The sequence below is a fragment of the Micromonospora sp. NBC_01739 genome (assembly GCF_035920385.1).
Lineage (GTDB): Bacteria > Actinomycetota > Actinomycetes > Mycobacteriales > Micromonosporaceae > Micromonospora.
Genome location: NZ_CP109151.1, coordinates 2,891,430 through 2,908,603 on the forward strand (window position 1 = coordinate 2,891,430; position 17,174 = coordinate 2,908,603).

At 70.4% G+C, this 17,174-nt stretch carries 18 protein-coding genes; 9 read left to right on the plus strand and 9 right to left on the minus strand.

Translation table 11 applies throughout. The annotated features are described in order from the left end of the window. Nucleotides 1-84: 84 nt before the first annotated feature. Both OIE53_RS12680 and OIE53_RS12685 read right to left on the minus strand, forming a co-directional pair. Nucleotides 85-1,665, minus strand: a complete 1,581-nt coding sequence (locus OIE53_RS12680) for an MDR family MFS transporter (RefSeq protein WP_327026803.1) — start codon at nucleotides 1,663-1,665, stop codon at nucleotides 85-87. A gap of 79 nt (nucleotides 1,666-1,744) precedes the next feature. Then, on the minus strand, nucleotides 1,745-2,359 hold the full coding sequence (locus tag OIE53_RS12685; protein ID WP_327026804.1) for an acyl-CoA-like ligand-binding transcription factor: 615 nt from the start codon (nucleotides 2,357-2,359) through the stop codon (nucleotides 1,745-1,747). A gap of 175 nt (nucleotides 2,360-2,534) precedes the next feature. Here OIE53_RS12685 and OIE53_RS12690 point away from each other — a divergent pair, with 175 nt between their 5' ends. The 8 genes from OIE53_RS12690 (at nucleotide 2,535) to OIE53_RS12725 (ending at nucleotide 10,665) form a co-directional block, all read left to right on the plus strand. After that, nucleotides 2,535-2,876 carry a PadR family transcriptional regulator gene (locus tag OIE53_RS12690; protein WP_327026805.1) on the plus strand — a complete coding sequence of 114 codons (342 nt, stop codon included), beginning with the start codon at nucleotides 2,535-2,537 and terminating at the stop codon, nucleotides 2,874-2,876. Then, nucleotides 2,873-3,817, plus strand: coding sequence for a permease prefix domain 1-containing protein (locus tag OIE53_RS12695; protein ID WP_327026806.1), 945 nt, complete (start codon nucleotides 2,873-2,875; stop codon nucleotides 3,815-3,817). Before OIE53_RS12690 ends, OIE53_RS12695 begins: the two co-directional genes overlap by 4 nt. 147 nt (nucleotides 3,818-3,964) lie before the next feature. Further along, entirely contained in the window at nucleotides 3,965-4,561 is a 597-nt protein-coding gene (locus tag OIE53_RS12700) for a LemA family protein (RefSeq protein WP_327026807.1), read from the plus strand. Next, nucleotides 4,561-6,576: a M48 family metalloprotease gene (locus OIE53_RS12705; protein WP_327026808.1), complete on the plus strand. Its 2,016-nt coding sequence runs from the start codon at nucleotides 4,561-4,563 to the stop codon at nucleotides 6,574-6,576. The genes OIE53_RS12700 and OIE53_RS12705 overlap by 1 nt, the downstream gene beginning before the upstream one ends. A gap of 70 nt (nucleotides 6,577-6,646) precedes the next feature. After that, a complete protein-coding gene (locus OIE53_RS12710; protein WP_327026809.1) occupies nucleotides 6,647-7,930 on the plus strand; it encodes a sensor histidine kinase in 1,284 nt (427 codons plus the stop codon). Beyond that, the gene (locus tag OIE53_RS12715; protein WP_327026810.1) at nucleotides 7,927-8,631 is read left to right on the plus strand and encodes a response regulator transcription factor; all 705 of its coding nucleotides are present in this window, start codon (nucleotides 7,927-7,929) and stop codon (nucleotides 8,629-8,631) included. The genes OIE53_RS12710 and OIE53_RS12715 overlap by 4 nt, the downstream gene beginning before the upstream one ends. A gap of 82 nt (nucleotides 8,632-8,713) precedes the next feature. After that, nucleotides 8,714-9,607 carry an ABC transporter ATP-binding protein gene (locus OIE53_RS12720; protein WP_327026811.1) on the plus strand — a complete coding sequence of 298 codons (894 nt, stop codon included), beginning with the start codon at nucleotides 8,714-8,716 and terminating at the stop codon, nucleotides 9,605-9,607. Then, nucleotides 9,604-10,665 (plus strand): ABC transporter permease, encoded by a 1,062-nt coding sequence (locus tag OIE53_RS12725; RefSeq protein ID WP_327026812.1) that lies wholly within the window; start codon nucleotides 9,604-9,606, stop codon nucleotides 10,663-10,665. The genes OIE53_RS12720 and OIE53_RS12725 overlap by 4 nt, the downstream gene beginning before the upstream one ends. 61 nt (nucleotides 10,666-10,726) lie before the next feature. On the opposite strand, the gene OIE53_RS12730 is transcribed toward OIE53_RS12725, so the two are convergent. Together OIE53_RS12730 and OIE53_RS12735 are read right to left on the minus strand one after the other, a co-directional pair. Continuing rightward, the gene (locus OIE53_RS12730; protein WP_327026813.1) at nucleotides 10,727-11,350 is read right to left on the minus strand and encodes a DUF402 domain-containing protein; all 624 of its coding nucleotides are present in this window, start codon (nucleotides 11,348-11,350) and stop codon (nucleotides 10,727-10,729) included. A gap of 12 nt (nucleotides 11,351-11,362) precedes the next feature. Then, nucleotides 11,363-11,551 (minus strand): hypothetical protein, encoded by a 189-nt coding sequence (locus OIE53_RS12735; protein WP_327026814.1) that lies wholly within the window; start codon nucleotides 11,549-11,551, stop codon nucleotides 11,363-11,365. A 106-nt stretch (nucleotides 11,552-11,657) separates the two neighbouring features. On the opposite strand from OIE53_RS12735, the gene OIE53_RS12740 reads away from it, so the two are divergent. Next, the gene (locus tag OIE53_RS12740; RefSeq protein WP_327026815.1) at nucleotides 11,658-12,392 is read left to right on the plus strand and encodes a nuclear transport factor 2 family protein; all 735 of its coding nucleotides are present in this window, start codon (nucleotides 11,658-11,660) and stop codon (nucleotides 12,390-12,392) included. 31 nt (nucleotides 12,393-12,423) lie between these two features. Here OIE53_RS12740 and OIE53_RS12745 read toward each other — a convergent pair whose 3' ends face one another. From OIE53_RS12745 to pdxS, 5 genes are all read right to left on the minus strand, one after another. Continuing rightward, nucleotides 12,424-13,695: an MFS transporter gene (locus tag OIE53_RS12745; protein ID WP_327026816.1), complete on the minus strand. Its 1,272-nt coding sequence runs from the start codon at nucleotides 13,693-13,695 to the stop codon at nucleotides 12,424-12,426. Then, nucleotides 13,688-14,305, minus strand: coding sequence for a winged helix-turn-helix domain-containing protein (locus OIE53_RS12750; protein WP_327026817.1), 618 nt, complete (start codon nucleotides 14,303-14,305; stop codon nucleotides 13,688-13,690). Before OIE53_RS12750 ends, OIE53_RS12745 begins: the two co-directional genes overlap by 8 nt. Before the next feature lie 145 nt (nucleotides 14,306-14,450). Next, the gene (locus OIE53_RS12755; protein WP_327026818.1) at nucleotides 14,451-15,200 is read right to left on the minus strand and encodes a YebC/PmpR family DNA-binding transcriptional regulator; all 750 of its coding nucleotides are present in this window, start codon (nucleotides 15,198-15,200) and stop codon (nucleotides 14,451-14,453) included. Between the two features lie 321 nt (nucleotides 15,201-15,521). After that, nucleotides 15,522-16,109: a pyridoxal 5'-phosphate synthase glutaminase subunit PdxT gene (pdxT, locus tag OIE53_RS12760; protein ID WP_327026819.1), complete on the minus strand. Its 588-nt coding sequence runs from the start codon at nucleotides 16,107-16,109 to the stop codon at nucleotides 15,522-15,524. Nucleotides 16,110-16,185: 76 nt separating this feature from the next. After that, nucleotides 16,186-17,097 (minus strand): pyridoxal 5'-phosphate synthase lyase subunit PdxS, encoded by a 912-nt coding sequence (pdxS, locus tag OIE53_RS12765; protein ID WP_327026820.1) that lies wholly within the window; start codon nucleotides 17,095-17,097, stop codon nucleotides 16,186-16,188. Nucleotides 17,098-17,174 lie beyond the last annotated feature (77 nt).

Consider the following 17,174-nt stretch of genomic DNA (forward strand, 5'->3'; position numbering starts at 1 on the left):
AGGGCACCGAGGAGGTCTGCCAGGACACCCTGCTGAGCGGGTCGGGCGGCTCCCGTGGAGTACGGGGGCCGCCCGGCCTCGGCGTCAGTGCGCGATGGGCAGGTTCGCCTCCTGGCGGGCCCGCTCGTCGCCGCTGAGGGTGTGCAGCGGCTTCTCCCGGACGAACAGCACCGCCAGCAGGGCTAGGAAGGCGATCGGCGCGCTGATCAGGAACAGCTCCGAGGTGGCGATGGCGTACGAGTTCTGCACGATCCGCAGCACCGGCTCGGGCAGGGTGGACAGGTCGGGCACCTCGGTGGTGCCGCCGCCGGTCGCCCCGGCGGCCGGTCCGAGCTGCTCGGTCATCAGGCCGGTGACCCGGTTGGCCAGCACCGCCCCGAGGGCGCTGACTCCGATCGCGCCGCCCATGCTGCGGAAGAAGGTGAGCACCGAGGTGGCCGCGCCCAGTTCGTGGGCGGGTACGTCGTTCTGTGCCGCCAGGACCAGGTTCTGCATCAGCATGCCGACCCCGACGCCGAGCAGCGCCATGTAGCTGAACAGCAGCGGCAGGGGGGTGTCGATGTCGATGGTCGACAGCAGCAGCATCGCGGCGACCATCACGGCGGCCCCGGCCACCAGGTACGCCTTCCACCGGCCGTACTTCGTGATGAGCTGGCCGGCGACCGTGGAGGAGACCAGCAGACCCAGGATCATCGGCAGGCTCATCAGCCCGGCGACGGTCGGCGACTTGCCCAGGGAGGTCTGGAAGTACTGGGACAGGAAGACCGTACCGCCGAACAGGGCTACCCCGACCAGCATGCTGGCGACCGTGGTCAGGGTGACCGTACGGCTGCGGAAGATCTCCAGCGGAATGATCGGCTCGGACGCCCGGGACTCGACCCAGACGGCAGCGACCAGCAGCAGCACCCCGCCGATGACCATCAGGGCGGTCCAGCCGGAGGCCCAGGCGAACTTGTGTCCGGCCAGCGAGGACCAGATCAGCAGGGTGCAGACGCCGGCGGTGATCAGCGCCGCGCCGGCCCAGTCGATGCGGGCCTTGCGGCGGATGACCGGCAGGTGCAGGGTGCGCTGGAGCAGGACGATGGAGATGATGCTGAACGGCACCCCGATCAGGAAGCACCAGCGCCAGCCCAGCCAGGAGGTGTCCACCAGGACGCCGCCGATCAGCGGGCCGGCGATGGTGCCGACCCCGAACACCGCACCGAAGATGCCGGCGTAGCGGCCCAGCTCACGGGGCGGGATCATGGCCGCCATCACGATCATCGCCAGGGCGGTCATGCCGCCGGCGCCGATGCCCTGCACCACCCGGCTGAACAGCAGCACCTCGACGTTCGGGGTGAGTCCGGCGATCAGCGAGCCGAGCACGAACAGCCCCAGGGAGAGCTGGATCAGCAGCTTCTTGCTGTAGAGGTCGGCCATCTTGCCCCACAGCGGCACGGTGGCCGTCATGGCCAGCAGTTCGCTGGTGACGATCCAGGTGTAGACCGTCTGGCTGCCGTTGAGGTCGGCGATGATGCGCGGCAGCGCGTTCGCCACCACGGTCGAGGCGAGGATCGCCACGAACATCCCCACCATCAGCCCGGAGAGGGCCTGGAGGATCTCCCGGCGGGACATCCGGCCGTCGGCCGCTCCAGCGGCGTCGACCGGCTCGATCGAAGTCTTCATGACGCTTCTTTCTCACACGTGGTACGGCCTCGGCGCGAGTACGCCGGGCCAGTGGTGGTCGGGATGCCGGCCTCGGTGATCAACCGGTGCGGGGGTCGGGCAGGCCGGCGGCGACCGCGGCGAACGCCTCGTCGAGCAGCGCGGTCAGGGGGCCGGCGCCGCCGGTGGACCAGCGGATCATCGCGGTACGCAGTGCGGCCCCCGCGACCCCCACGACCAGCGCCGGGTACGCCTCATCGGCCGACAGTCCGGTACGCGCGGCGACCGCCTCGATCAGGGCCCGTTCGGTGGTGGCGTTGCCGGTGACCAGGCGGCCCAGCAGCACGGGATGCTGGGTGACCACCCGCAGTCTCAGTTGCCACAGTTCGGCATCCCCCTGGGCCTCCTCGACGGCCTCGATGAAGGCGCGGCGCAGCGCCTCCAGCGCGGGCTGCTCCGGGGGTACGGCGGCCAGCGCCCGCAGCACCCGCTCCCGGTCCCCCTCGCTGTCGCCCACCAGGGCGTCGTCCTTGGTCGGGAAGTAGTTGAAGAAGGTCCGGGCGGAGACGTCCGCGGCCTCACTGATCTCCTCGACCGTCACCTGGTCCAGGCCACGCTCGGCGACCAGCCGCAGCGCGGCGGCCGCCAGGGCGGCCCGGGTCTGCCGCTTCTTACGGTCTCGCCGACCCAGCGTCGTCATCTCGTCCACCGGCACGGCAGTCACCGTACGGCCAAAGGTGCACTCGCTGCAAAGTTTTACCGTGTGACGCAAATTTCCCCGGCGGACACCATGTCGGGCGACCGACATCGTTGGTGCGGAAGACACCAATGGGCCGTCAGCATCAATGGTGGCTGGACATTAGTGTGTGGCACACAGTATGGTGTGACGCATGGGCAGCGACGACGTGTTGCGGACACATCTGCAGGAGTTACGCCGAGGAACGGTGGTGGTGGCCAGCCTGGTGGCCCTGCGCCAACCCGGCTACGGGTACGCACTGCTGCAACGGCTCACCGGGCACGGCTTCCCGGTGGACGCCAACACCCTCTACCCGCTGCTGCGCCGGCTCGAGGAGCAGGGGCTGCTGACCAGCGAGTGGAACACCGAGGAAAGCCGGCCGCGAAAGTTCTACCGCACCAGCGAGGCGGGTGAGCAGGTGCTGGAACGCCTGCTCACCGACCTCGCCGCCGTGCAGACCTCGCTGACCACCCTGATCGAAGGAGCCCCCCGATGACGACCTCCCTGACCGACCGATACCTCGCCGCCACCCTGCGCTCGGTGCCGACCGCCCGCCGCGAGGAGATCGCCGACGAACTGCGCGCCTCGATCGCCGACATGATCGACGGCCGTACGGCTGAAGGGGTCGACGCCACCACGGCGGAGCGCGAGGTACTCACCGAGCTGGGCAACCCGGCCGAACTGGCCGCCCGGTACGCCGACCGAAGACTGCAACTCATCGGCCCGACGTACTACCTGGCCTGGCAACGCCTGATGATCGGGTTGCTGAGCACCGTCCCCGCCATCATCGGGGTGCTGATGGGGGTGCTGGAGGCCACCGTCTCCGACAACGCCGCCGGGGCCATCGGCAAGGGCATCGTCGCGGCGTTCAACGTGGCGGTGCAGATCGCCTTCTGGGTGACCCTGATCTTCGCGATCATGGAGCGGGTGGGCACTCCCCTCAACCAGCCGCAGTGGAGTGTCGACCAGCTCCCGGACGAGCCCGTCGAGCGGGACGTCACCCTCACCGACGTGTGCGCCTCGATCGTGTTCCTGGTCCTGCTGATCGCCGCCCTGCCGTGGCAGCACTTCCAGACGGTGGTCGGCGACGGTGACCGGCTGCCGATCCTCGACCCCGCACTCTGGAGCTTCTGGCTGCCGGCGCTGCTCGCCATCCTGGTCGCCAGCATCGGCCTGGAGGTCGCCAAGTACCGGGCCCGCCGATGGACCTGGCCGCTGGTCGCCGTCAACGCCGTCCTCAACCTGGCGTACGCCGTGCCGGTGATCTGGCTGCTGAGCACCGACCGCCTGTTCAACCCCGAGTTCGTCGCCCGCTTCACCTGGCTGCGCGACAACGGCATCGACACCGTCACCCAGATCAGCATCGTCGTCATCGTCGCCACCACCCTCTGGGACATCACCGACAGCACCCTGAAAGCCCGCCGCCCCACCCCCTGACCTCCCCGTTGATCATGAGGTTAGCGGCAGTCGTCGATCTCCAGACTGCCGCCAACCTCATGATCAACGCACTGAGGGCGGGGGTGGGGGTGGTGGGGCGAAAGTAGGCTGGCCTGCGACAGGGGTGTCGCGTAAGCAGGGGGTGCCGTGGAAGTCATCATCGGATTGGTGTGCCTGGTCCTGATCGTCGTGGCGGTGCTCGGCTTCGGGGTCTCGATCTACAACGGGCTGGTCCGGGCCCGCAACACGTACCGCAACGCCTTCTCCCAGATCGACGTGCAGTTGGTCCGTCGGCACGATCTGATCCCCAACCTGGTGGAGACCGCCAAGGGGTACCTCAAGCATGAGCGGGAGACCCTGGAGGCGGTGATCACCGCCCGCAACGCCGCCGTCAACGCGCAGGCCGCCGCCGCGGCCGCACCGGGCGATCCGGCGGCCATGCAGCGGCTCAGCGGGGCGGAGAACGCCCTGACCGGCACCCTGGGTCGGCTGTTCGCGCTCTCCGAGGCGTACCCGGATCTCAAGGCCAATCAGAACATGATGCAGCTGTCGGAGGAGTTGACCTCGACGGAGAACCGGGTCGCCTTCGCCCGGCAGGCCTACAACGACGCCGTGATGGCCTACAACAACAAGCGTGAGGTCTTCCCCTCCAGCCTGATCGCGGGGATGTTCTCCTTCGGACCGGCCGCCCTGTTCGAGCCGGACGACCCGCAGCAGCGGCAGGCCCCGCAGGTCAGCTTCTGATGAACTTCTTCGAACGGCAGCGCCAGGTACGCCGGCTGTCGACCCGGCTGGTGCTGCTGTTCGTCCTGGCCGTGATCGGCATCGTGGTGGTGGTGAACCTCGCGGCGATCTTCGCCTTCAACGCGACCGCCGCCGACCCGGCGCAGTTGGCCGGCTTCGTGGCCATGGTGACCGTGGCTACCGTCGCGGCGATCGGGCTGGCCGCGTTGGTGCGTACCCTCGCGTTGCGCGGTGGCGGCGGGAAGGTGGCCCGTGAGCTGGGCGGGGTGCCGGTGCCGCCGAACACCACCGACCCGGAGCTGCGTCGGCTGCGCAACGTCGTGGAGGAGATGGCGCTGGCCTCCGGGGTACCGGTGCCGGAGGTCTACGTCCTGCCGGAGGAGACGGCGATCAACGCCTTCGCCGCCGGTTGGGGTCCCTCGGACGCCGCCGTGGCGGTGACCCGAGGAGCCTTGCAGCGACTGAACCGCGACGAGCTCCAAGGGGTCATCGCCCATGAGTTCGCGCACGTGGTCAACGGGGACATGCGGCTCAACATCCGGCTGATGGGCCTGCTGTTCGGCATCCTGTTCCTGACCGTGATCGGCCGGGGCCTGTCCCGTTCCGGGCTGGTCAGCGGCGGCAACCGGCAACGCGGCAACAACGGTGGCGCCAACCCCCTGCTGCTGGTGGGGCTGGCCCTGCTGGTGGCCGGGTATATCGGGGTGCTCGCCGGGCGGCTCATCCAGGCCTCGGTGTCCCGGCAACGGGAGTACCTGGCGGACGCCTCGGCCGTGCAGTACACCCGGCAGACCCGGGGCATCGCCGGTGCGCTGAAGAAGATCGGTGGCCTCTCCGAGGGTTCGGAACTGAAGTCGCCCAAGCGCGACGAGGTGGGGCACATGCTCTTCGGCGAGGCGGCGACCTCCTGGTTCGCCACCCACCCGCCGCTGGCCGACCGGATCCGTGCGTTGGAGCCCTCCTTCGACCCCGCCGAGCTGCAACGGCTGTCCCGGCAGTGGGCGGCGGCCCCGCCGTCCGGTCGGCAGGAGGACCTGGCCCTGGGCCTGGCCCCGACCGCACCCCCACGCTCCGCAAGCCAGACCACCCCCAGCCAGGCCACACCCGGCCAGGCCACCCCCAGTCAAGCCACAACCGGGGAGGTACGCCCGACCGGGGCGGCGTTGCCGGGGGCGGGGACCCGGGTACGGGTCGCGCCGACCGAGGTGCTCGGGCGGGTGGCCGCGCCCACCGAGAGCGCCTACCAGCACGCCGCCGCCCTGCTGGACCAGATCCCGGCCGAGCTGCTGGATCGGGCCCGGGACCGGAACACCGCCGTACCGCTGCTGCTCGGCCTGCTGCTCAGCGCCGATCCGCAGATCCGGCAGCACCAGTACGCCGCCCTGGCCCACCAACACGGCCTGGAGCTGGCCGAGGCCGCGATCGGTCAGGCGCAGGCCCTGACCGGGCTGCACCGGATGCTCGTACTGCCGCTGGCCGAGTTGACCTTCCCGGCGTTGCGGGACCGGCCGGCCCCGGAGCTGGAGTCGATCCTGGCGGCCGTGTTCACCCTGATGAACGCCGACGATGCGATCGACGTGTCCGAGTACTGCCTCTCCCGGCTGTTGCTGGCCGAGATCCAGGAGTCCCTGCGGCCGGACTCCCGCTGGCGTACCGACCGGCGGAGCATGACCGACGCCCGGTCGGCGGCGGGTTTCCTGCTGGCCACCCTCGCCCAGGTGGGGCATGGCGGGCAGGCCGAGGCCGCCCGCGCCTTCCAGGCCGGCATCGACACCCTGCTGCCGGGCACCTCGTGGGCGTACGCCCCACCGGAGAACGGGGTACTCGCCCTGGAGACCGCCTGGCCGGTGCTGGACGGGCTCCGCCCGGCGGACAAGGAACGGCTGGTGGCCGCCGTGGTGGCGGTGATCAGCCACGACGGGATGATGACGGTGGCCGAGTTCGAACTGCTGCGGACCATCTGTGGCCTGCTGCACTGCCCTCTGCCCCCGATGGCCGGCGCGGGGGTCGGCTGAACGCGGCGTCGAGCACACCGATGCGGGCTCAGGTTGGGTCAGCGGGCGTCGGGCTGGCATCCTGGCCCGGGTGACCAGCGAGAAGGCCGGGGGGTGGCGGCGACCCGGGCCCACCCCCGAGCAGCAGCGGGTCGACCTCTACGCCGGTCTGGCCGCCACCGTCCTGGCCCTGCTCAGCCTCACCCTGGCCCAGAGCACCGGGTACTTCCTGCTCGGCCCGCCGCCCTCCGGCCCGGAACAGCTTCTCTGGACCGTCGCGGTGCCCCTGCCGCTGATCTGGCGGCGCCGGCACCCCACCGCCACCACCCTGCTCATCTCGGCCGCCTTCATCGGGTCGCAGGTGCGGGCCGTACCGGAGTGGCAGCTTTCCCAGTGGGCCCTGTTCGCGGCCATCTTCACCCTCGGCGCGTGGGGACGCGACCGGAGGCTGTCCCGCCGGGTACGGATCAGCGTGATCGTCGTCATGTTCCTGTGGCTGGCGATCTCCTACGGGATCAACCTCGACCGGGTGCCCCCGGACGCCTTCGCCGACGCGATCGGGCCGGTGCCGCCGACGATCGCCGCGATCGTCACCGGGGTACTGGCCAACGCCCTGTTCTTCGGCTTCGCGTACTTCTCCGGGGAGATCGCCTGGATCGCCGCCCGCCGGCAGCACGAGCTGGCCGAGCAGGCCGAGGCGCTGCGCCGCTCGCAGGCGGAGGCGCGCGAGCACGCGGTGGTCGGTGAGCGGGTCCGCATCGCCCGTGAGCTGCACGACGTGGTGGCCCACCACGTGTCCGTGATGGGGGTGCAGGCGGCGGCCTGCCGCCGGGTCTTCGACAAGGACCCGGCCAAGGCCCGGACCGCCCTGACCTCGATCGAGGGGTCCGCCCGGACCGCCGTGGACGAGCTGCGCCGGATGCTCGGGGTACTGCGGGCCAACGACGGCGAACCGGACGAGGCGGCGGCTCAGGCCGGCGGGATCGCCCAGGTGGAGGCGGTGGTAACCCGGGCCCGCGAGGCCGGGCTACGCGCCACCCTGGGGGTGTACGGAGATCCGACCCCGATTCCCGAGTCGGTCTCCCAGGCCGCCTACCGGGTGGTGCAGGAGGCGGTCACCAATGTGTTGAAGCACGCCACCGGAGCACGGATTCTCGATGTGCGGATCCGCTATCTGGCCCAGGAGGTGGAGGTCGAGGTGACCGACGACGGCCAGGTCAGCCGCTCCCCCAACACCGACGGGCTGGGTCTGATCGGGATGCGGGAACGGGTGGCCACCCACGGCGGTGAGCTGGAGGCCGGTCCGTGTACCGGGGGTGGCTGGCGGGTACGGGTGCGCTTCCCCCTGCCGATCACGGCGGGACAGTCGGCATGAGCACCGCGCAGGGCAACCGGCTCGACCGGCCGATCCGGGTGCTGCTGGCCGACGACCACCATCTGGTGCGTACCGGCTTCCGGGTGATCCTGGAGATCGAGGACGACATCGAGGTGGTCGGCGAGGCCGCCGACGGGCAACGGGCGGTCAGCATGACCCGGGCGCTGCGCCCGGACGTGGTGCTGATGGATGTGGAGATGCCCGAGGTGGACGGGTTGGAGGCGACCCGGCGCATCCGGGCCGAGCAGGACCAGGCCGGTCCGGCCGTGTTGATCCTCACCACCTTCGACCGCGACGACTACCTGTTCGCCGCGCTGCGCGCCGGGGCCAGCGGCTTCCTGCTGAAGAACGGCACCCCGGAGGCGTTGATCGAGGCGATCCGGGTGGTGGCCCGGGGTGACGGTCTGCTCGCCCCGGAGATCACCCGCCGGGTGATCGCCACCTTCGCCCGGTCCGGCGGGCCGAGCGCCGGGGGGCCGGATCCGCAGGCGGCCCTGGCCGACCTCACCCCCCGGGAGCGGGAGGTGCTGATCCTGGTGGCCGGGGGTGCCAGCAATGCCGAGATCGCCGGCGCCCTGCACCTCGGCGAGGCGACCGTGAAGTCGCATGTCAGCCGGGTGCTGGCCAAGCTTGAGCTGCGGGACCGGGTGCAGGCGGTGGTCTTCGCGTACGAGCAGGGGGTGGTCCGTCCCGGCGGGTGACCGGCCTCCGCCGCGAGGATGAGACGTGATTTCCGTCCCCGGAGGGACGGCGGTAGATCATGAAAGATCTAGCGTGTAAGCCGTGACCACAGTCCTCCGCCTCGACGGTGTCGACCGCAGCTTCGGCGACCGTCAGGTGCTCAAGAACGTGTCCTTCGAGGTCGCCGCCGGTCGGATGACCGGCTTCGTCGGCGGCAACGGCGCCGGCAAGACCACCACCATGCGGATCATCCTCGGGGTGCTGGCCGCCGATGCGGGACAGGTGACCTGGGGCGGCAGGCCGCTGAGCCGCCAGATCCGGGGACGGTTCGGCTACATGCCGGAGGAGCGCGGCCTCTACCCGAAGATGAGTGTCCGGGAGCAGGTGGTCTACCTGGGTCGGCTGCACGGGATGACCGCGGAGGGCGCCCGTCGCGCCACCGACACCCTGCTGGAGCGGATCGGGCTGGACGAGCGGGGCGACGACCTGCTGGAGACCCTGTCGCTGGGCAACCAGCAGCGGGCCCAGATCGCCGCCGCCCTGGTGCACGACCCGGAGGTGCTGGTGCTGGACGAGCCCTTCTCCGGGCTGGACCCGATGGCCGTGGACACCGTCATGGCGGTGCTGCGGGAGCGGGCCGCCGCCGGCGTACCGGTGCTGTTCTCCAGCCACCAACTCGACGTGGTGGAGCGGCTCTGTGACGACCTGGTGATCATCGCGGACGGTGCGATCCGCGCCGCCGGCAGCCGGGAGCAGTTGCGCGCCTTCTCCGCCACCCACCGCTTCGAGTTGGTGGTGGACACCGACGCGGGCTGGCTGCGGGATCAGGCCGGGGTCAGCCTGGTGGACCTGGACGGGCCCCGCGCCGTCTTCGACCTCGCCGCCGAGGCCGACGAGCAGAAGGTGCTGCACGCCGCCCTCGCCCGGGGCCCGGTGCGCGCTTTCCGTCCGGTCACCCCCTCCCTCGCCGAGATCTTCCGAGAGGTCACCCAGTGAACACCTTCGAGGCCACCCGGCTGGTAGCCGCCCGGGAGATCCGGGTCAAGCTGCGCGACCGCACCTTCCTGATCAGTACGCTGTTCTTCCTGCTCATCGCGGCGGCGGCGACCGTGCTGCCGCCCCTGCTCTCGGGTGGGCCCTCCACGGTGGCGGTGACCGAGGCGGCGGCCGGTCCGCTGCGGCAGGCCGGGCTGGAGGTGCGGGTGGTGGCCGACGACGCCGCCGCCGAGCAGGCGGTCCGCGACGGCGAGGCCGATGCCGCGGTGGTCTCCGGCCCGGCGGTGCTGGCCATGAACGAGGCCCCCAGCGACGTGGTCTCCGCGTTGAGCAGCGCGCCCCCGGTGCGGCTGCTGAACCCGGACGCGGTGGACCCGCTGTTGGCCTTCCTGGTGCCGATGGCCTTCGCCTTCATCTTCTTCATCACCTCGCAGACCTTCGGTATGCAGATCGCGCAGAGCATCATCGAGGAGAAGCAGACCCGGATCGTGGAGATCCTCGTCGCCGCGGTGCCGGTGCGGGCCCTGCTGGCCGGCAAGATGCTCGCCGGCACCCTGTTGGCGCTGGGGCAGATCGTGTTGATCGCCGCCGTGGCGGTGGCCGGCATGGCCTTCGGCGACAGCAACGAGTTGCTCTCCCTGCTCGGCCCGGCGATCGGCTGGTTCGTGCCGTTCTTCGTGCTCGGCTTCGTGCTGATCGCCTCGATGTGGGCGGCGACCGGCGCACTGGTCAACCGGCTGGAGGACATCAGCGGGGTGTCCATGCCGGTGCAGCTCGCGGTGATGCTGCCGTTCTTCGCGGTGGTCTTCCTCAACGACAACCCCGGTGCCATGCAGGTGCTGTCCTACCTGCCGTTCTCCTCGCCGACCGCGATGCCGCTGCGGCTGTTCAGCGGTGACGCCGCCCTCTGGGAGCTGTTCGCCTCCCTGGCCCTGCTGCTGGTCGCGGCGCTCGGGTTCGTGCTGGCCGGGTCCCGGGTGTACGAGGGTTCCCTGCTGCGCACCAACGGCCGCACCTCGATCCGTACCGCCTGGCGGGAGCGCGAGACTCTGAGCTGAGCAGTGCCACTGCGCTCGTCCGCATCCCGGTGACCGACCCTGGTCGCCGGGATGCCGGCGTTCAGCCCTGGTCGATCGGGACGGTGGCCCAGTCGGCCGGCAGGCGGGGAGCCGACCAGGCCGGGTCGGGCTGCCAGGTCGCCCAGGACTCGTCCCACCAGCGTCGGCCCGCGTCGAGCAGGGCGGCGATTCGGTCACCCTCGGCCCGGATCGCCTCGGCCATCCCCGGGTAGCGCCCCTCGACCAGCCGCTGGGCGAACAGTTCCACATCCTTGAAGACGTACCGGTCGGCGTCCGCCGCCCACCACAGGTCAAGCTCGTGGTCCAGGGTGTCCACCCCGATGGGGGTACGCCGGAAGGGGTCCTGGAGGTTGAAGTACCAGCCGGCGAAGGTGCGCTGCGGGCCGGACCAGAAGACCTCGACCGCGTGGGCCTCGCCGGGGCGGTGCAGCATCAGCTTGCCGTGCCCGGTCCAGGCGTAGTGACCGGCCACCTGCCAGGGGTGCCGGCCGGACGGGAAGCGGCCCTCGGTCGGGAAGCCGAACTCCGTACCGGTTGGCAGGTAGAGCGCCAGCAGGTCGGGGCTGTCCTGGACGCAGATCGTCGGGCAGCCGAACCAGACCTCACCGTGCAGGATCTCCCGCCGGACCACCACGTCTCCGGGGCTGAACCGTTCGACCGCCACCACTCCCCCTGGTCAGTCCTGGGCCGACTCCGGCCGATGCGCCCTGATCCAGGCTTCCACATCCGACTTCCGCCACACCTTGCCCTGCATCAGATCCGCTACCGGCTCAGGGAAGTTGCGGTGGCTGGTGATCACGTAAACCCGCTGTTTGCTGATGCCGCCGAGCATGATCCGAATCTCGTGCGAACCGACCAGCTCCATAAAACGGACGCTAGACAGTTGCCGTAGCTCCTTGACCCGGGGCAACGCATGGGCCATCGTGTGGGTTATGTCGTCACTGAACCCTTCACCCGATCAGGGGCAGCCGGTGAACTCGTGGCCTGCGGTGCAGCGGCATCCGCCCGTACGCCCGGGGTGGTCTTGTGGGGTGTGCGCGGGGCCCTGGCCGTGCCCCAGGGCGCGGAGGCTGCTGCGGGTCGAGTACGGCGGCGACCGGGTGGGTCTGTCGGTCTACCTGGCCGGGATGCTCTTCGACGCCACCGGCGACCTGCTGCGGCACGCCGGGGGCCCGCTGCCCGCGCCGGAGGAACTGTTCGACCGCTTCCTGGCCTGGGCCGCTCCCCCACCCCGGGCCCGGCACCGGGCCGCAGTGTCGCAGCCCGGTGGTAGAACTCCGAGCACCACCTGCCCGAGGAGAATGATCATGGATGTACGGGATGCCGCGCAGCGCTGGGCGGACGCCTGGACCCACGGCTGGCCCAGCAAGGACGTCGAGAGCATCGTCAAGCTACAGGCGACCGACGGGGTCCACTGGGCTTCACTGTTTCGTCCCTGTCGAGGGCGGGACGGGCTGCGCGCCTATGTCGAGGAGTGTTTCCGTGAGGAGACCCGCCCGGCCGAGGTGTGGTTCGGCGCACCGCGCAGGGACGGCGACACGGCGACGGTCGAGTACTGGGCGATCACCTACCCGTACGATGCGCCGCTGACCATCTCCGGCTGCACCCTGCTGCGCTTCGACCCCGACGCCCTGGTGGCCGAGTCGCGCGACTACTCCCACGCCCGGGAGGGCCGGTTCCCGCCACCGGCCGGCCTCTTCGACTGACGGATCTGCCGATCGAAAGCGCGGCGGGGTGTCACTCTTCGGGCAGCCTGCGCATGCCGCGCAGCGGTGAGAAGACCACCCAGAGCACCCCGAGCAGGGCGCCGAGGCTGGCGATCCAGAGTGCGGGGCGTACCCCGATCGCGGCGCCGAGTGTCCCGCCGACCAGGGCGCCGATCGGTCGGATGCCGTGGTTGACGGTGCGCCTGAACCCGGAGACCACGGCGAGCATGGCCACCGGGGTGGCCGCGATCTGCACCGAGCCGACCGCGATGTCGAGGACCATGACGCCCAGCGCGGAGACCAGCTCGGCGGTGAACAGCAACGCGAGCACCACCGGCTCCGGCCCCATGGCCAGCGGCACGAGGATCAGAGGGGCCGGGAAGGCGACGAACCCGACGAGCACCGCGGGGCCGATGCCGATCCGGCGACTGACCGGGCCGGTCACGGCCGCACCGAGCAGTCCGCCGACCGCCCCGGCCCCGATGACCAGCCCCAGGATGCCGGGTGAGACACCCAGCTCGGTGGTCACGTACAGCACGAAGAGCGCCGCGAACATGTAGTTGAACAGGTTGAGGGTGGTGGTGCCGAGCAGGGTCGCCCGCAGCACCTCGGAGCGGGCCACGAACCGTACCCCCGCCGCCATGCCCCGGGCGGGGCCGGTGGTCACGGCGCGCTCCGTGACCCTGGTCCGGGCCAGGAAGACCGCCGACACCAGATAGGTGAGCACGCCGGAGAGGAGGGCGACCGGTGCGGTGAGCACCTGCACGAGCACCCCACCGATGCTCGGACCGGCCACATGGGACATGGCCCGGCTGCCGTTGACCAGACTGTTGGCGTCCACATAGTCCGATCGAGGGACCAGGGCGGCGAACAGGCTGCTGTGCGCCACCTCGAAGAAGACCGAGAGACAACCGATCAGGAAGGCCACGGCACACAGCAGCAGCAGATTCAGGGCGCCGGCCCACCAGAGCAGCGGTACGAGCAGCAGCAGAGCCGCCCGACCGAGGTCGGCGACGATCATCACCCGACGTCGGCGCGGGTGGCGGTCCACCCAGGCGCCGGCCGGCAGGGAGAGGAAGAGGTTCGGCAGCAGCGAGGCGGCGGTCAGGTAGCCCATCTCGGCCGGTCCGGCACCGACCGCGAGCAGGGCCAGCAGCGGCACGGCGAGCATGGTGACCTGGTCGCCGAAGAGGGAGACGGTCTGCGCCGACCAGTAGCGACGGAAGGCCGTCTGCCGCAGCAGGCGTGGGATGCGGGGCCGGCGCGGCGGCGCCGGGTCGGCCAGTACCAGGGGTTCAGTCATGGTCGGACTCCGCTCGCCGGCCCTCGACTGGTACGGCGCCGCGCGGGAGCGCCATCTGGACGAAGGTCACCGGGCGGGACCCGGGCGGACGCTTCGCCGGGTCGGTGATCCGTTCGTCGTACCGGGCCAGCAGCGCATCGACCTTGGCCGTGAGCTCGCGCAACTCGGCGGCGGTGACATGCAGCAGCGTGTCGCCGAAGCCGGCGGCCACCCGCCACTCGACCGGCTCGTCGGCGCGGATCGCCAGGTAGTCCTGTCCACGTTGCAGGTAGACACCGAGCATCACGCTGTTGATCTGGTCCGTCGCCGCCCTCATGTCCGGGTCGTCGGAGTCGTCGTCCCAGGAGGTGTACAGGGTGGTGGCCCGCCAGGGCCGTTCCCTGCCGTCCGCCCCGGGCACCCGTTCGGCGAACCCGTACTTGGCGAGTTGCCGCAGATGGAACGAGCAGTTGGGCACGTTGTCGTCGAGCCGGGCGGCGGCCTGCGTCGCGGTCATCGGGCCTTCGCCACGGAGCAACCCGATCAGACGCATCCGCAGCGGGTGCGCGTACGCCCGCAGGGCGCGTGGATCGGTGACCTTGACGGCTCGCGGCGGCAACTCTTCGGGCATACCCTAAAGAATGCTTTAGAAAGGTGTCTCTAGCAACCCCGGGAGGCCGATGGTCTTCGATCGGGGATGCGGAACGCAGCAGGGCGCGCACCCGAGCCCGAGGCTCGCGTACGCGCCCTGAGGTCGCGCCAGTGGTCGGGTCGGCTCAGCCGACCGCCGCCATGATCTCGTCGGAGATGTCGAAGTTGGCGTAGACGTTCTGCACGTCGTCGCAGTCCTCCAGCACGTCGATCAGCTTGAAGACCTTCCGCGCACCCTCCTCGTCCAGCGGCACGTTGACGCTGGGGATCAGGGCGGACTCGGCCGACTCGTACTCGATGCCGGCGTCCTGCAGGGCGGTGCGGACCGCGATCAGGTCACCCGGCTCGGAGACCACCTCGAAGGCCTCGCCCAGGTCGTTGACCTCCTCGGCCCCGGCGTCCAGGACGGCCAGCATCACGTCGTCCTCGCTGGTGCCGGCCTTCGGCACGATCACCACGCCCTTGCGGGAGAACATGTACGACACCGAGCCGGCGTCGGCGAAGGAGCCGCCGTTGCGGGTCAGGGCGGTGCGTACCTCGGTGGCGGCGCGGTTGCGGTTGTCGGTCAGGCACTCGATCAGCAGCGCGACCCCGTTCGGGCCGTACCCCTCGTACATGATCGTCTGGTAGTCGGCGCCGCCGGCCTCCAGGCCGGAGCCGCGCTTGACCGCCCGGTCGATGTTGTCGTTGGGGACCGAGTTCTTCTTGGCCTTCTGGATCGCGTCGTAGAGGGTCGGGTTGCCGGCCGGGTCGCCACCGCCGGTCCGCGCCGCGACCTCGACGTTCTTGATCAGCTTGGCGAACATCTTGCCGCGCTTGGCGTCGATGACCGCCTTCTTGTGCTTGGTCGTCGCCCACTTTGAGTGGCCGGACATCTGTTACCTCCGTTGCTACCCGCCGTCTGCATCGACCGCACCGCGCACGCCCCGCTCCGCACCGGCGCACGCGGTGGTGCCGGTCTGCTCTGGTGGAAGCCGTGGCGGCCAGAAGGCCCTGCCGAATCTCGACAATCCTACCGAGGGACCCCCGGGGCTCGTCACCCGCCGCACACCGGTAACACGGACCGCCGCCACAATCCCGCTGATATGGCACAAAACCGATTATTCACCCTTTGGGTGGCCGGGTCGCCCGCCGAATCTTGGACAGTTGTCGTCAGCGATTGACGACAACTGTCCAAGATTCACACGAAAGGGTGCTCAGGCGCGGACCAGGTTCACGAAGTGCCGGTGCAGGCGAAGGTCGCCGGTGAGTTCCGGATGGAAGGAGGTGGCCAGCAGGTTGCCCTGGCGGACCGCCACGATCCGGCCGTCGGAGACCCGGCCGAGCACCTCGACCCCCTCGCCGACCCGCTCGACCCAGGGGGCCCGGATGAAGACCGCGTGCAGCGGGCCGCCCTCGATCCCGGCGATCTCCACCGGGGCCTCGAAGGAGTCGACCTGCCGACCGAAGGCGTTGCGTCGGACGGTCATGTCGATACCCTCGAAGCCACGCTGGTCCGGACGCCCGTCGAGAACCTCACCGGCCAGCATGATCATGCCGGCGCAGGAGCCGTAGACCGGCAGGCCGGCGGCGATCCGCTTGTCGATCGGTTCGCGCAACTCGAAGATGTCGACCAGTTTGCTGATGGTGGTGGACTCTCCGCCCGGGATGACCAGGCCGTCCACCGCCTCCAGCTCCGCGGGTCGGCGTACCGGGCGGGCTTGCGCGCCCGCGCCGGTCAGGGCGGTGAGGTGTTCGCGGACGTCGCCCTGAAGGGCGAGCACGCCGATCACGGGTGCGGGCACTGTGCTCCTTCCGGGAAGCGTTAAGAAGGGGCCCCTTCTCTACCGCAGGCGTTAATAAGGTGCCCTTCCTTGCACCTCACCAGCCGCGGTCGGCCAGGCGGTGCGGGACGGGGATGTCGTCGACATTGATGCCGACCATCGCCTCACCGAGCCCCCGGGAGATCTTGGCCAGCATCTCCGGGTCGTCGTGGAAGGTGGTCGCCTTGACGATCGCGGCGGCCCGCTGGGCCGGGTTGCCGGACTTGAAGATGCCGGAGCCGACGAAGACCCCCTCCGCCCCGAGCTGCATCATCATCGCCGCGTCGGCCGGGGTGGCGATGCCACCGGCGGTGAACAGCACCACCGGCAGCTTGCCGGTCTCGGCCACCTCCTTGACCAGCTCGTACGGGGCCTGCAACTCCTTGGCCGCGACGAACAGCTCATCGGTGGGCAGCGTGGACAGTCGACGGATCTCCTGGCGGATCTTGCGCATGTGGGTGGTGGCGTTGGAGACGTCCCCGGTGCCGGCCTCCCCCTTGGAGCGGATCATGGCAGCGCCCTCGGTGATCCGGCGCAGCGCCTCGCCCAGGTTGGTCGCCCCGCAGACGAAGGGGACCGTGAAGGCCCACTTGTCGATGTGGTTGGCGTAGTCGGCCGGGGTGAGCACCTCGGACTCGTCGACGTAGTCGACACCGAGAGCCTGGAGGATCTGGGCCTCGACGAAGTGACCGATGCGGGCCTTGGCCATCACCGGGATGGAGACCGCGTTGATGATCCCGTCGATCATGTCCGGGTCGCTCATCCGGGAGACCCCGCCCTGGGCGCGGATGTCGGCGGGTACCCGCTCCAGCGCCATCACCGCTACCGCTCCGGCGTCCTCGGCGATCTTCGCCTGCTCGGGCGTCACCACGTCCATGATCACGCCACCCTTGAGCATCTCGGCCATCCCCCGCTTGACGCGGGCGGTGCCGACGGCCGAACTGGTGGCGCTGGGATTCGGGGAAGTCACGGCTGATCGCTCCTTGAGGCGCGCGGGTGGGGGCAGCGGAATGCTATGGCCGCGGCGGCGCCGTTTCCGACAGCCAA